We start from the raw sequence: 14443 nt of genomic DNA, 5'->3' as shown, positions 1-14443 counted from the left end.
ACGGGGGTGCGTATATGAAGGAATATGATTTTGATTTACATGTAGGTCAAGACTATGGATTGACCTACATTATCGAAGGTGGTGAGTCCTATGATGGATACACAGCCGTTATGAAAATTAGGCGAAAGCCAGACACAAATGAGGTGTTGGCTATTAATGGTGTGATAGAGGGCGACCGCATCACATTCCATATTAATGGCAATGACACAGTTAGTAAGGTAGATGCTAAAGGAATACACCAATATGATGCGTTCCTTTATAACGATAATCGCAGCATAAAATTAGGGTTTGGCGAAGTCAATATCATCCAGGATATTGCACGTCATTAATGAAAGGGGATTATATCATGGCAGAAGAGCTAAATATTAATATAAAAGGTCTTAATTTACCACCAATTAAATTGGAGGGTGCGGCAGGTAAAAGCGCCTATGAATTATGGCTAGAATCCGGAAATTCCGGTACACGTGAGGACTTCTTAAATAGTTTAAAAGGACAAGATGGCCGTAATGGTAATGATGGATTACCAGGAAAAGATGCATCTGCACAAGGTTCATATGAAATGCTAATGGGGCTGAACGTGTATTGTGAGAACAGTACACCGGATGAAGTGCTAAAAGGTCTTATTCGTGGCTTAGGTGATGTTATTAAAAAGCCATTTAAGCCACTTGATTTTGATAGACCTCAAAAGGGACAGTCCTATATCAACGTATACGGCACGCCGCATTTTAAAGTAGCAATACTGGGTAAAGGTGCTGCATTTGGTGTAAGTATTGGTGATGATGGTAATGGTCGATTAGACCTAGATAGTCCATTCGGTGGTAGCGATATTGAACTTGAATATTTCAATATGCTAGGCAATATCGTAGGTACGTATCGTGTATCCGGATATGGTGATGTCAAAACAGAATTATCCGCAGGTGATATTACTGATACCATTGTTGAGGAAATCAACTATCCGGAAGTAATTACTGTTAATGATAACGCACTTGCAAATGTCCTCGGTGTGAAACGGTTGATTTTACCTAAAGTTAGAAATGTTAGGGAAAATGCATTTAATACCGGCTGGAATCTAGAGTTAATAAAAATGCCAAGATATGTTTTCAATTCTAATTCTCCATTGAAGTATTTAACCGTATTAGCACCCGGAGCAAATATTTATTTATCTGAAGAGTCAGACCCTAATGCAATTTGGGCATGGTATGATAATCAACGGTCTGCCGGCATGACATTCTATAATGGCGATGGCACTAAAAAAGTTGACATAAATGCTAGAACTTGGGTACCGGTTCAATAAGGAGGTAGCGAATGGAGGAAATCAGAATACTTCTGATGGAGGTAGGAATACCCCCCTATTTTGCGGACATTGGATTCTGGGTGACACTGTTAGGGGTCATCTGGGCCGCACTTAGGGGCTCGTTTCGGGCGATGGTGTGGTTCTTAGAACACACATCGATAGCCGAGGTTAAACGCCAACTTGATGACTATGTAGGGCATAAGTTATCCAAACAAAGGGAATATTATGATGACCGTATGACAGATGCTATTAATAGTATCGGAAAATTAACGGAAAGTAATCAAGATATTCTAAGGCAATTGGTGAAGTTGGAGGAACGAGATGATGCTATATTTCACCGCTTGGATGCATTGGAAACCACAACGCAAGCACTAAATACGGAATTAATGCACATACAATTACTTAATAATCTACCGATTAAAAGGGGTATTACCATCCAAAATGACGGAGGTGAAAGCCTTGGATAAGATGAAAGTAATTAATAAAGTTAAAACTATATATAGTTCAATCCGAATCGCTAATATTCACCCAACAGGGATATTGGCAACAAGGGCACTAGTACTGACAATGCTAGTGCCTATTTTACTGGTAGTTGTTCAATATTTGTTGGGGGTTATACAAGGTTATGTTAGTGATGAAACTAACAAGCTAATTAATATAGGGTTAAATATTATTGATCATATATTTAATAACCCGGTATTAATTGCAGCAGTAGGCTTCTTAGCCTTGTGTATTGATAAAGATGGAAATGGCATCCCTGATAAATTAGAAGAACCGCCAAAAATACCAATTAATACCGTAATAAATGAAAGGAGTGATTATAATGCACCTCGTTAGTCTTACTGACTTAAACGATTATTGTTGTAGAGCGTTAGGCCAAATCAATAAAATCTATTTGCACTGGACGGCAGGCAGGTATAACCAACAATTTGATGACTACCATATTAATATCGATAGGGATGGAAACATCTATATCGATGGCGAATTAACAGATCATAAGAACCACACCTATATGCGCAATGGTGGCGCAATAGGTATTGCATTAGACTGCGCATATGGCGCTCAATGGACTGATAACCTTGGCGAGTATGCTCCTACGGATGTGCAGATTGAAACATTGGCACAGGTTGTAGCTTTGTTATGTGTAGACCTTGGTATCCCATGTGATATCGAGCATGTCTTAACACATGCGGAGGCAGCCGATAACATGGACGGTTATTATGCTCACGAGCCGTACGGGCCTACCACGACATGTGAACGATGGGACTTATGGACAGTACATGAGGGCGATACTCCTGGTTCCGGAGGAGATGTAATTCGTGGTAAAGCTAAATATTATGCCCAAGAATGGGGTAGTGTGATTTAGGAGGTATTATGAATGATAAAGTTAAATCCTATTTACAAATTATTTATGGTTATCGTTGGCTGTGTATTATTGTTGGTATTGTCATCTTACTCACCTGTGTTTGGCTCTACGCCAACAGAATCAGTAACATTGACACCACAGGAATACGCAACGCTGAAAAAGAACTTCGACACGCTAGAGAGTACAATCAACAGGCAGTTGACTACAATCAACGAGTTAGAAATGCAGTTGAGAGTAGCCAAGCTATCAACGAGCGAACAGAAGAACGAATTAATCGAAGCGTTGAACTTAATCAAAGAACAGAGAACGCAATTAACAGAAGCACGGAACTTACTACAGAAGCAAGAGCAGATGCTGAACGAGCAAAAGCTATCATTAGAGAAAGCAGAAATATACTTGAACGAGCAAAAGAAAGAAATACACAAAGCCAAGATGGAGCAACGCAAAAGTAAGTTGTTAAACATCTTATTAGGTGGTACTGTCATTTATCTTGCAACTAAGAACTAAGGAGGTGATCCATACATCTCCCTACCATACGAGGGCGGACGTATGGATTGACTATAATAATGTAAAAGACCTTACTGGGAATATGTCCTGGTAAGGTCTTTTTTGTTTATAAATAGCAATTGCGGATAAGGTAAAAATATGGTGTAATTAGGGTAATAATAGGAGGTGGGAGTAATAATGCTAAAAGTATTTAATAAAGACCCACATTTTATGAGGGATGCGATAAAAGTAGACAACTATGCTGCCGCATGGGATATAATATGCTCCATGCAGGAGAGGCTCGGTAAAGGCATACTTCTTGTTGGCAGGGAAACATGGGGAGACTTAGACTTGGCTGAATATTTCCCTAATTTTGTTTGGACGGACGATGTAAAGGCGGTATATGTTAATAGCGATAAAACATTAATAATCCCTGCTCCGTCAAAGTATAATCGAGCCAACGTTTTAAAGCTTATCAAATTCTTTGGACTCCACTATTCTATTCGAGAAGTAGGATAGTTAAATAGATTGCCACCATTTTGCCACCTTATATAATGGTATAGATAGAATTTGTTGTAGTAACTAAAGATTACTATATTTATACCACCCTCTCCGCCACATTAGAAAGCCCTTTAGGTTATGATATCTACCCCCTTTACTGGATAACCAGTAAAGGGGGTATTTTAATGAGATATAGTTATGAATTTAAAAGAAAAGCAATTGAATTATTCTATCTAAATACAAAACTTTGGGATACAATGGTCTTATTAATAAACCTAAAGGTCGACCATCAAAGGATTGCAAAATGAAATATATTATGGTTTTGAAAAAGAATATGTATCATTTAATGCTTTTGCAGTAACGATAGAAGAATACATTAATTATTACAACAACAAAAGGATCCAGAAAAAACAAAATGGATGCCTCCTGTAAAATACAGGGAAGCATCCATGTGTTTAGGCTAGCAAATAATATGTGTCCAGGAAAATGGGTACATATCAAGGTGATTAAAATGAAAAAGCTTTTTTTAAATCTAGAAGTAAGTGATGGTTATCCTCCAGTATCTATGGAAAGCATTTGGGCAGAAGTGACTGAAGAAGGCTATCTTAAAGTTAATAATATTCCTTTTTATAGCAAAGAAATCTCTTTAGGTGATATTGTTAGCGTAATACAAACAGAAGAAAATTACTTATTATATGATAAAACTATAATTTATAGTAAAAATAGTACATTGCGGATTGTTTTCTTCAATGAAAATCAGAAATTTAAAGATAAAATATTAACTAAATTAATAGATCTTGGATGTGAGTCTGAAGCATTTAATGCAAATTTCCATGCAATAAACATACCAATTCAAGTAGATATAGAAGAAATATATAATTTCTTAGATGAGTTTGTGGAAACTGACGATTTAGATTATGACACAGGGTATTTGGCACAATAATTTGTACAAGCTGAGGCGCACGATAAATTTCGTGAGGCCTATTGGAAAAAACGTGCACGGGATTATATTGAAAGTTGTAAAAAAAATTCATATTGAAAGGACTAATCATGAAAGAATTATTAAGCATAGAAAAAAATTTAAACATCTTGTTTCCTCAGTCATATAAAAATACCCTTGATAAATTCAAGTTGTTTATGGAAATAGAATTTAAAGATTATGAAATTGATTTATTTAATAATAATTTATTGTTTGACGAGTTAAATTCTTTTCCAAGATGGAATTATATGGAATATTTAGTTGAAATAAACAAGAAAAAACAAAAGGCAGAAAATATTGTACAAAGGCATGACTCCACAGAATTTGTAGACTCTGAACGCGTAAAGAAAGGTTTTATGTTTGGAACTTCTTCTGATGGGGGACGCTTATATTTCGATTTAAATGATAATCTATCAATATGGGAATATTGGCTAGATGATGGAAGTATTGGAAAAGTAGCTGATACTTTTGATGAAATTCTAGAATATGGAAAAATTATAGATTTCGAGTAAATGTAAATTGTATCAAGGTTTAACAAACTCATAAGCTCGTCTAAAATAATTTTCAGACAATTTCAAACCTTCATCAAGATCGTTTGAGAGATTTGTTTTTTGACAATCTCATTAATAAATTAAATGGTAAATAAATTATGAAATCTATTTTAAGTTCAATTTTATCTCTAATAGTATCCTCCTCTTCTAAATTACCTTATGTTTCACATTACTCGTATGATTTTCAACATGGCTGGTTAAATATAATTGTATCAGAATATAATAGTCAAAAAACTTGTGGAGACATAGGTATAAGTAATAATGAGTTACAATATAAGCTTTTTTGTGGGAAAGAAAATGGAAAAGGAAGGATTCCGTTAAGTAAAATAAAATTCAAATATGAGAAAGGTATTTTTTCTGCTCAAAGTATTATAAGTGGAAAAATATTTTTTTCAGTTAAATGTACACAAGAGCAATACAGATATATAGAAAAATATATTAAGAAATAAACAGCAAGCAGTAGCCCGAATGAAACTTCTTGAGGTATTACGAGCCTGAGGCCGGGCGGTTTGTGAATCAGGATCCGATTGGGCTGTGGGGTGGAGAGAATCTGTATCGGTTTGCGCCGAATACACAAATCTGGGCTGATCCGCTGGGATTAACTTTAGATTCCTATGCTTTTTTTGATGAAGCAATCCAACGACAAGGAAGTATTCAGAATGGCTCAGCTTATCCAGCAAATTTCAAGTATTCTTGGATGGGTTCTGATGGGTTGAAATATACTGTACGAGCTCATCCGGCAGATCCAAATTATGGGAAAACAGGAAGTATTTTTAGAGTTTCTGCACAAGAAATTGGGAAAGGGACTAGTTATTTGGGAACTGATGGTAAGTGGTATCATGAATCAACTTTGAAGCCTGGGAAAAAAGGTAATATCAATCCTAACTATAATAGTACTGCTGCCAGAGATACACATATTCAGATTGATCCAAATAAAAAGGTGGGTCATACACTTGGATCATGCGGTTCAACAACTGAAGATAAAGATACAGAGGGGAATAAATATGAAAGAATCCATAACTTATGAATTGATGAAATTCAATAATCACGTCAAAGAAAACTTCGATTGGTTAGACTTTCAAGTTACATTACTTGATTTTACAAGGATGAATATTATTGTTAGTGATGATCCAAGTTATTATTTTAATTATGAAATCAATTTGTATGGAGTTAAATATTTATCTGGAAATTTAACGTGGACTATTGATATTGATGAAGATACTTGTGTTGTTAAAATTATTGATGAAATAGATTCAAATATTTTACCAAGTTTACGAGAAAATTGTTTTTATTTAAGGTTTAATAATACTGATTTAGATACGCCATCATTTATTATTATGGCTGAAAATATTGTTATTTCTTATGAAAAAAATATTTTAACCAGCTGTAGCCTACATGAAACTTCCAGTTTCTACGCTAGGTGTGAGTAGAACATACATGGTATCTGCTTTTTAAACAATATTAATGTTTTAATTGAGGTCGTCTGAAATATTCGTACTTTAAATAAATAATTCTAGATATTGCTAGATGATGGTAATTGCGCCAAATTACTTGCAGAGTTAGGGAGATAATTATGAAGGCATTAAAAATTAATAAATCTCTATGGTCTCTTCCATTAGATTTTTCTTTTGATAGCAGTGAAATCAATGAATTAATAAAGGTAATGGATATTGAATTACAAGAAGTGGTTATAAGCCCTAATGCTGATATGTGGTATTTTTTATTTATGAAAGAAGAATTTATTTTAGTTAGTGATGTAGATGACGGCTTAGATATTCGATTTTTCAAAAAAGAGAATGAAGATTTAGCTAAAAAATTTATTAATAAAATTACTTCTATTGTATCCTTTAAATAAATAAAATAAAGCAAGCCGTAGCCCGCACAAAACCTTCAGTCCCGACGTAGGGTATGTGCGGAACGCACGCACGCGGTTTCTGTTTTTCAGACGACCTCGAAAACCAAACCTACTTCATTTAGGACGGTAGCCATCTGTTACAGGAGAAAAATTCAGACGGCAGGTATACCTATATCTACACCAATCCCGACAGCTACAACCCTTGGCACAGGTACACAACCGGACCAACATGGTAATAAATACTCTTTAAAGAATGCACATAAGAAGGAGAAATTATGTATTTAGATCAAGTAAATTATGAATTAAACAAACAAATCAATGATTTTGTATGTAACTCAAATGATGCTACTACGCCGGAGGAACGCATTGATATTCTGAATCAAGCATGGGAACTTTTACCTAAACCAGCCACTCAATTCGTTGAGCCTACTTCGGCAATCGCCTGTGGTATTTCAGGAAGCTATAAAAAATTAGGTGATTATCCCAAAGCTCTTGAGTGGATACTTATTGCGCTTGAGGCTAGAAAAACAGTGCCTGATGGCAGCCCATTTTTATGGGCAGGTATTATCTATTACGAACTAGGTGATATGGAAAATGCTTATAAATATTTTGACCTAACTTATAATGAGCTACGTTACACACCTTTCTCTATGGAAGACAAAAAATATTGGCAATTTTATAAGCAACGTAAAGAAAAATTAAATCCTAAGAAAAAAACCAAAAAGTAAGATTCGATATTTTCAGACGACCTTTTTTGTCCCGTACTTAACCGCCGCTACGCCTACGACCTGGATGTAGTATAACTAGAGGGAAATATACTATGAAATATCATATTGAAGATTTAAGAGACCAATTACATAATCATAACTGGATTGTTTTAAAAGAATTAGAAGGAAATGATTTAGATATATCAGAATATTGGACTATTCGTCATAGATACCAACCAAACAAAACTTGTACTCTAGCTTTTGAAGGAATGGATGACTTGGAAGTTTTACCAATCGAAAAAAGTTATGCATGTTTTTTATCTGAAGAGCCAGCTATATCATTATACTTTTCTAAGAGCATTAAGTTATGGAAGAGAGATTTAAATACATTCATTTTAAATCTGAATTCTTTTATAATTTGCTAATTTTAAATCCTTCAAACTATATAAAGCTAATCAAAATCCAAATAACTGTAAATGTTTCTAGCAAGCGTAGGTTGGGTCAAGACCCAACAAAATATCAAGGTCGTCTGAAGGTTACTTCAGACGACTTTGCCCTATACGCTTACCCTTACCTGCTTCGTATACAACGAAAACGGCCAGCACCAATGGAAAGTGCCGTCTAAAGAAGAGAACGCCCAAAACGGTTTGCCTGAAACCGACTGGCGCGATGCGCAGTACGATATGCTGTACCTGCCCGTTCAGAAACCATCCGCTACCACTACGATTTCAACGGCAACCGTACCGCCACCGTCCTGTCCGACAGCAGACAGATCAACTACCTGTACTACGGTAGCGGGCACCTACACCAAATCAGCCTCGACGACGAAGTCATTACCGAAATCGAACGCACACAGGGTAAACTCGCCAGCCGTTACGAACTCGATCCCCAGTTCGCCTAAAAAACGAAGAAGTTTCAGACGGCCTCGAAGAGGAAACTGGATTCGTTTGGGTCGGCAGATATATCTATATCTACACCGATCCCGACAACTACGAGCCCTTGGCACAGGTTCGCGATTGGACAACCGAAGACGAAAAAGGCGTCCAACAAGCCACTACTTCCACTGCGATAAAATCGGCATTCCGCGTGAGATGACTGATAGCGAAGGCAAACTGGTTTGGTTCGGGGATTATTACGGCTGGGGCAAACTGAAGAACGAAACCAACACATCCGGAACTGCTCACCAACCCTTCCGATTGCAAAACATCCTTGTCCGCACTGGTATGTAGCTACTGCCAAAATGGAGAGAAATCTTAGTCAAAAAGAAATAATGGGAATGGTACATTTTCTTGGAGTACTACAAAGATAATGTAACCGTACAACATAGGAAATAGTATCATGACAACTTTAGAAAATAAGATCTTTACTTTAAAACAGAATCATTTAATGAAAAAAATGAAAGAAATTCATTTTTTGAATAATTTAATTTCAGATTCTGAAAAAATTATTCCATATCCACTCTCATGTGAAATAATAAATCGTACTTTTACCCCCAATAGAAATATAGAATTATCAAAAGAAAATTTTAGTTTATCGATAAAAAATGAAATATTAAATTTTTTTCACCAGAGGAAAATGATATTGCTTATGTATACTTTTATGGAGGAATAAATGATTCGGCCGAAATACCAATAGAATTATTCCCTTTGTTTATTATCAAAATAAAAAATATTAGCAATTGGCTAGAATTAATAAACAAACCTAATTTTTATTGTTTAAAATTATTTAGTAATAAAATAGATAAAGTTATCGATATATCTCTACTCGACAATGAGGAAGATGTGTTATCTATTTCGATTGGACTGAACGCTTAACTTTAAAAATAAAAAACTATTCCAGCAGAAGCAGGCTTTGTATAACTGAAAGGTATTTAGCATGAATGAATTATTAGAAAAACTTGAAAATAATAGTTTTATTGATAAGGTCAGAATGGATCTTGAATTTGATGTAAAGGAGTACCAAGAATTATTAAAAATTTTGAATGAAATAAAGCATTATACTCATAATCATAATCTAATTGAAAAAAGACTAGCGTCTTATTTATATGAAATACCAAAATTAACACATATTTGGTATCTCAATCTAAAAGACGATCCAAATAAAAATAAATCTTCTATTGTTAGTCAACTTGAAGATGCATGGATAGAGTTAGATTCAATAATTGGAGAAGAAATTCTTGGTCAAGGACAATAAATACCTTTTAACAAACAGTAGTCGTAGGTTAGGTCGAGTTCCGCTAAATATCAAGGTTATCTGAAATCAATTTTCAGACGATCTTTTCCTTATGCTCTCCTCACTTGCTTCAACTATACCGGCTGGGGAGTTGTACTTACTTTAGCAGTCGTATCTGATGCAGGAATATGGGTATATTCGAAAGTACAAGCAAATTCAAAATCACAAGCTAAAAAAAGAGCATAAAGAAAATTGCGTTACGTGTAATAAATAAGATCAAGATATTAAATTTATTAACTTACAACTATAGGTATTATTAATGGAAAAAGAATTATTATGTATTTTAAAAAAATATGAGGCACATCCTGATTTTTTGGGTGACACTATTAAAGATATAAATCAAGCAGGAGGTATGGATGATACAGTTTTACATATTGCAGCTAGAAATAATTCTTTAAATGATGCTCTTGTATTTCTTCAAAATGGGGCATTGATCGATCTTAAAGGGGACTTAGGATATACTCCCCTACATTATGCATACATGTTTGGAAATATAGAAATGGTGAAATTACTCCTTGATAATGGATCTGATAAAAATATACAAAATGAATTTGGAGAAAATGCCGTTAGAATTGCAATTAACTCATCCAGCGAAAATAAAGAGAAGATAGTAAAACTATTAATTAAAAATCAAATGTTAGATAAACAAAAAAATGAAAATGCCTTACATTTAAATACATTTTTACTAAGCTCAATAGAAAACCCTAGTATAGATAATGATTGTTTCATAGAATTATTTAGCTATTATTCTAACATATCCCAAGGAGAAGTAAGTGAACTATTTAATTTACTGCAATCTTTAGCCAAAGATGAAATCAATATAATTTATGATTTTTTAGAATATATTTCAAAGTTTGTCAAAGACTTAGGAGTATATTGTGAATTTGAAAAATTTCTTACGGAGGTAAAATATATACAAGAACGAAATTATCTAGAGGAAAAAATTAGGCCTACTTTTCCAGTTTTCAAAGTTGATAAAAATAACATCATAAGTTTTGATGATAGTGATAACTCTTATATATTTTCTATAATGCAACTATCTACTAAAACTTGGATTGAGATCACATACGATGATTTTCTCTCAATACTTGAATCACTAGAGTGGCAAGCTTTTACTAATAAGGCTTTATTATATTTTACTCCTTGCTGTTTAAAATATATTTTTTCTAATTTATCTAAATTTCATTTATATGGTTACGTTGTTGAATTTTTATATATTGCCCTAAGAAACCAAAGTACGATATTTAACACTACTCAAATCAAATTAATTATTGATTTTTTAAAATTAATCCAAAATTTTAACCAGGAAATTAGTGTTGAAACACAAAAAAAAATAACAAGTACTATTCAACTTTATTTATAATTTCCTGGCCGTAAAGGGGGCGGCAGGCGTCGGTCGGACGGTGAATCCTATACATGGTTTGAAATTTATGGAGTATACTTTTATGTTCAAATTAAAATTAATGCCCGAGGATTTTTTTAATATATGTATTAAGCGTAAAGTAGAAGTTAAAAAGTTAGATAAACTTCCTAAGCTGGATAATAACTATTTGTTATTTATTGCTAAGTATCAGGAAGTAGAAATAATACCTGATATTTCTCTTTTTAATTATGAAGAGGCTTTAAATGAAAATAGATACCTAGAGTGTAATTATCCCGAAATATCAAGGTGTTTTTGGAGTATTGGACAAGCAGGACAGGGAGATGGATGGTTTTTAAATAAAATAGATAATACCATTTTTCATTATAATCATGATGCTGGAGAGTATACCAGATCTGGCTTTACAAATTTAGGGATAGATTTCTCACAATTTATCCAGTTAGCTTTGTTATACAGAGATTTAGAGCACCTATTAGATGAAGGAGAGACACTTACGGATAATATAAAAACTGAGTTTATATATTCAGTAAATAGTATAAGTAATAATTTGTTTAATGTTTATCCATTTAAGTATTTTTAATTGGAATATTCAATAAATTTATTAAGCAAGTCGTAGCCCGCACAAAGCCTTCAGTCCTGATGTAGAGTGTATGTGGTTCGCACACAGTTTCTGTTTTTCAGACGACCCCATCCGCACAGTTCAGAAAAAGATACAGATACAGATAACGTAGAAATGAATCAGCCAATCGGCTATGATAGAGATACAGGAGCAATTCTTACAAAAGTCAAAATTATTGTAATGAACGGCACCAATAAAATTATTACAGGAGACCCATCATGATAAGTACTGATTATTTTTGGTTTAGAGAGTGCCCCATATGCGATAGGCAGGGGAGATTAATTATAAAAAAAAATATTGACTCTAATAAATTATTTCTCTGTTGCGATGAATGTATGAGTTGCTGGGAAAATGAGGATGACTTAACTCAACAAAGAAAGAAATTTATGGAATATTCTATTAAGTCAAAGATAGCGAATGCTTCAGAAGACGATATTAGTAATTTTCATTGGGAAAAATATAAACTACACAAGTGTTCTGATACATTCATCTAATTTTATTAACTGTAGTTGGATCGAGGTCCAAAAAAAACGCAAGGTCGTCTGAAAGAGGAAACCAAGGTAACGGATAGCGCATACCAACCCTTCCGCTTACAGAACCAGTATTGCGACCGCGAAACGGGCTGCATTACAACTTCTTCAGGTACTATGAGCCTGATGCGGGTACAACAAGAGCACAGCAGAGATACCGTGCTCGAACAGGTGTATGCCCAGACAGCAAGAGAGGAAGACCTGAAGACTCATCAAGATTCCTTTCTCCTGAAGACCAAGCAGAAGCTATTCAGATTGTATTAAAAAAGCTCCTAATAAAGGGGATTCCGTTGTCTTTGATATGGGTAGAATTGTTGCAGAGGGCTATCTGAAAGCAGGGAGAGGATCATTAATCCAAACATCTCAAGTACAAGCTACATTCAATAAAGCTGGTCAATTAGTTTCAATTTTTGGAAAATTAAAATGAATAAATTATATAAAGTTAGTCCTGAATATATTAGACTTTTTCTTGGACTATTACACGAAGGTGTAGATAACAAACTTGAGGACTTATCAGGTCTAAATTTGGTTAATCGAGATAGCGTAAAGAGATTAGTCAAAGAATATCTGTACCCCGAGTATCAAAATTTTACAATATCAACCCAGTTCAGAATTAAAGAAAGTTTAAGATTTGGATTAAATTTCTGGACAGAAGAACGACTACGTGATCAATTTCCTAGTACCGATGCAGCATTTGAAATACCTCAACAAATGACCGCAAAAGAACTTTATAAACAAATTTGGGATGATATGTTTAATAATGAAGATATTACTATTTCTGATACAACAAAATACCAGGAATCAAACCAAAATTAGCAAGCTGTAGGCTTTAGTGAAACCGACTGGCGCGATGCACAGTACGACATGCTGTACCTGTCCGTTACCGAAAGCATCCGCTTCCACTACGACCGTACCGGCAACCTGATCCACCGCGAACTGGTCGACTGCGAAGTACAGAACTACTTCTACGATCGGCACGACCAACTAGTTAAAGCTGAAATCTTCAAAAAAGACGGTACGAAATTGTTAGAGATTCCGTAACAGGTGAGTCTCGTAAGCTTGATTTTGTTATAAAGGGATCTGGTAAAAATGGTGGTGGACTTGCTCAAGAAATTACTAGCAAGACTGCTTCAAAAAGGAGTCAACTTGCAAAAGAAGAAAGGATTAGAGATGCAGGTGGCGTATATGTCAGAGATGGTAAAAGCTTAGTTCATGTTGACGGAATATCCGAAATTATTCGATTACCTTAGGAGATTATCATGGATATAACACTATTTAATTTTCGGACATTTTGGGAAGCAAATGCTGATGAAGATTATCGTGAAGATACTATCAGAATGTCTATTGCACTTATGACGTTTCTCAAAAACAATAACTTACTTGTTGATATTGACCCATTTAATGAGGATGGTTCTATCAAAGAAGATATAATCATTAGAAAGTCGAATGTAACTGATGAAGGATTCCAATTATTTGTTAAACCAGTAAATAATTGGTGGAATGCTTTGGATAGAGGAACTCCTCCCGAGAAAGTTACTATTTTAGAGAACGGGTTGAAAAAAATTCGTGCTGCAAAAAAGTAATTTTCTAGCAAACTGTAGCCAATGAAACCTACAATTCCTTTGTAGGGTGCGAACGAAACGCAACCACTTCGACTAGGACGGAACGCGATTACTTCATGAATATACCTACAAAGGTAGCTACACCTATATCTACACCGATCCCGACAACTATGAACCTTTAGCACAAATCCGCGATTGAACCAACGAAGACGGTGAAAGCTGACAACGAACCCACTACTTCCACTGCGACCAAATCGGCATCCCGCGAGAGATGACCGACATCTACGGCAATCTCTTATGGTACGGCGAATACACCGCCTGGGGTCGTTTGAAAAAGGATGAGAGATTCAAATAACTATAGGCTTGAAAAAGGTACGGGA

25 protein-coding genes and 1 pseudogene are annotated in these 14443 nt (G+C 34.8%); all 26 read left to right on the top strand.

Annotation, left to right across the window (positions count from 1 at the left end):
- Window positions 1-14 precede the first annotated feature (14 nt).
- The gene (locus tag PK1910_RS06790; RefSeq protein ID WP_058948200.1) at window positions 15-329 is read left to right on the top strand and encodes a hypothetical protein; all 315 of its coding nucleotides are present in this window, start codon (window positions 15-17) and stop codon (window positions 327-329) included.
- Between the two features lie 17 nt (window positions 330-346).
- Window positions 347-1294: a hypothetical protein gene (locus PK1910_RS06785; protein WP_058948199.1), complete on the top strand. Its 948-nt coding sequence runs from the start codon at window positions 347-349 to the stop codon at window positions 1292-1294.
- Window positions 1295-1305: 11 nt separating this feature from the next.
- Window positions 1306-1761, top strand: a complete 456-nt coding sequence (locus PK1910_RS06780) for a hypothetical protein (RefSeq protein ID WP_058948198.1) — start codon at window positions 1306-1308, stop codon at window positions 1759-1761.
- Window position 1762: 1 nt separating this feature from the next.
- Window positions 1763-2131, top strand: a complete 369-nt coding sequence (locus PK1910_RS06775; protein ID WP_331299621.1) for a hypothetical protein — start codon at window positions 1763-1765, stop codon at window positions 2129-2131.
- Entirely contained in the window at window positions 2118-2660 is a 543-nt protein-coding gene (locus tag PK1910_RS06770) for a peptidoglycan recognition protein family protein (protein ID WP_058948196.1), read from the top strand. The genes PK1910_RS06775 and PK1910_RS06770 overlap by 14 nt, the downstream gene beginning before the upstream one ends.
- 8 nt (window positions 2661-2668) lie before the next feature.
- A complete protein-coding gene (locus tag PK1910_RS06765) occupies window positions 2669-3112 on the top strand; it encodes a hypothetical protein (protein WP_331298489.1) in 444 nt (147 codons plus the stop codon).
- A 232-nt stretch (window positions 3113-3344) separates the two neighbouring features.
- A complete protein-coding gene (locus PK1910_RS06760; RefSeq protein WP_058948194.1) occupies window positions 3345-3665 on the top strand; it encodes a hypothetical protein in 321 nt (106 codons plus the stop codon).
- A 279-nt stretch (window positions 3666-3944) separates the two neighbouring features.
- Complete coding sequence (locus PK1910_RS10300; protein WP_414617152.1) at window positions 3945-4079, top strand: IS3 family transposase; 135 nt, start codon at window positions 3945-3947, stop codon at window positions 4077-4079.
- A gap of 79 nt (window positions 4080-4158) precedes the next feature.
- Window positions 4159-4590, top strand: a complete 432-nt coding sequence (locus PK1910_RS06755; RefSeq protein ID WP_058948389.1) for a DUF4265 domain-containing protein — start codon at window positions 4159-4161, stop codon at window positions 4588-4590.
- A 107-nt stretch (window positions 4591-4697) separates the two neighbouring features.
- Window positions 4698-5138, top strand: a complete 441-nt coding sequence (locus PK1910_RS06750; RefSeq protein ID WP_058948193.1) for an SMI1/KNR4 family protein — start codon at window positions 4698-4700, stop codon at window positions 5136-5138.
- A gap of 137 nt (window positions 5139-5275) precedes the next feature.
- Window positions 5276-5626: a hypothetical protein gene (locus tag PK1910_RS06745; RefSeq protein WP_058948192.1), complete on the top strand. Its 351-nt coding sequence runs from the start codon at window positions 5276-5278 to the stop codon at window positions 5624-5626.
- Between the two features lie 29 nt (window positions 5627-5655).
- On the top strand, window positions 5656-6204 hold the full coding sequence (locus PK1910_RS06740) for an RHS repeat-associated core domain-containing protein (protein ID WP_072210700.1): 549 nt from the start codon (window positions 5656-5658) through the stop codon (window positions 6202-6204).
- A complete protein-coding gene (locus PK1910_RS06735) occupies window positions 6182-6607 on the top strand; it encodes a hypothetical protein (protein ID WP_058948191.1) in 426 nt (141 codons plus the stop codon). The genes PK1910_RS06740 and PK1910_RS06735 overlap by 23 nt, the downstream gene beginning before the upstream one ends.
- Before the next feature lie 143 nt (window positions 6608-6750).
- Window positions 6751-7032 carry a hypothetical protein gene (locus PK1910_RS06730; protein WP_004694725.1) on the top strand — a complete coding sequence of 94 codons (282 nt, stop codon included), beginning with the start codon at window positions 6751-6753 and terminating at the stop codon, window positions 7030-7032.
- 275 nt (window positions 7033-7307) lie between these two features.
- Window positions 7308-7760, top strand: a complete 453-nt coding sequence (locus PK1910_RS06725; protein WP_058948190.1) for a hypothetical protein — start codon at window positions 7308-7310, stop codon at window positions 7758-7760.
- 92 nt (window positions 7761-7852) lie between these two features.
- On the top strand, window positions 7853-8164 hold the full coding sequence (locus PK1910_RS06720) for a hypothetical protein (RefSeq protein ID WP_058948189.1): 312 nt from the start codon (window positions 7853-7855) through the stop codon (window positions 8162-8164).
- Between the two features lie 522 nt (window positions 8165-8686).
- The gene (locus PK1910_RS10295) at window positions 8687-8968 is read left to right on the top strand and encodes an RHS domain-containing protein (RefSeq protein ID WP_353933410.1); all 282 of its coding nucleotides are present in this window, start codon (window positions 8687-8689) and stop codon (window positions 8966-8968) included.
- A gap of 109 nt (window positions 8969-9077) precedes the next feature.
- Window positions 9078-9350, top strand: coding sequence for a hypothetical protein (locus tag PK1910_RS06715; protein WP_229055759.1), 273 nt, complete (start codon window positions 9078-9080; stop codon window positions 9348-9350).
- A 264-nt stretch (window positions 9351-9614) separates the two neighbouring features.
- Window positions 9615-9932 carry a hypothetical protein gene (locus PK1910_RS06710; protein ID WP_004694732.1) on the top strand — a complete coding sequence of 106 codons (318 nt, stop codon included), beginning with the start codon at window positions 9615-9617 and terminating at the stop codon, window positions 9930-9932.
- 298 nt (window positions 9933-10230) lie between these two features.
- Entirely contained in the window at window positions 10231-11334 is a 1104-nt protein-coding gene (locus tag PK1910_RS06705; protein WP_331298484.1) for an ankyrin repeat domain-containing protein, read from the top strand.
- A gap of 82 nt (window positions 11335-11416) precedes the next feature.
- Window positions 11417-11932 carry a hypothetical protein gene (locus tag PK1910_RS06700; RefSeq protein WP_058948188.1) on the top strand — a complete coding sequence of 172 codons (516 nt, stop codon included), beginning with the start codon at window positions 11417-11419 and terminating at the stop codon, window positions 11930-11932.
- A 257-nt stretch (window positions 11933-12189) separates the two neighbouring features.
- A complete protein-coding gene (locus tag PK1910_RS06695) occupies window positions 12190-12465 on the top strand; it encodes a hypothetical protein (RefSeq protein WP_058948186.1) in 276 nt (91 codons plus the stop codon).
- Between the two features lie 337 nt (window positions 12466-12802).
- Window positions 12803-12928, top strand: coding sequence for a hypothetical protein (locus tag PK1910_RS06690; RefSeq protein WP_308946267.1), 126 nt, complete (start codon window positions 12803-12805; stop codon window positions 12926-12928).
- Entirely contained in the window at window positions 12925-13317 is a 393-nt protein-coding gene (locus tag PK1910_RS06685; protein WP_004694747.1) for a hypothetical protein, read from the top strand. The genes PK1910_RS06690 and PK1910_RS06685 overlap by 4 nt, the downstream gene beginning before the upstream one ends.
- Window positions 13318-13760: 443 nt before the next feature.
- The gene (locus tag PK1910_RS06680) at window positions 13761-14084 is read left to right on the top strand and encodes a hypothetical protein (protein WP_058948185.1); all 324 of its coding nucleotides are present in this window, start codon (window positions 13761-13763) and stop codon (window positions 14082-14084) included.
- 223 nt (window positions 14085-14307) lie between these two features.
- Window positions 14308-14418, top strand: a pseudogene (locus tag PK1910_RS10290) (RHS domain-containing protein); the annotation flags it as partial.
- Window positions 14419-14443: the final 25 nt, after the last annotated feature.

It is taken from the genome of Veillonella parvula, from assembly GCF_036456085.1.
Lineage (GTDB): Bacteria > Bacillota > Negativicutes > Veillonellales > Veillonellaceae > Veillonella > Veillonella parvula_E.
This window is presented reverse-complemented; position numbering and strand designations above follow the sequence as displayed.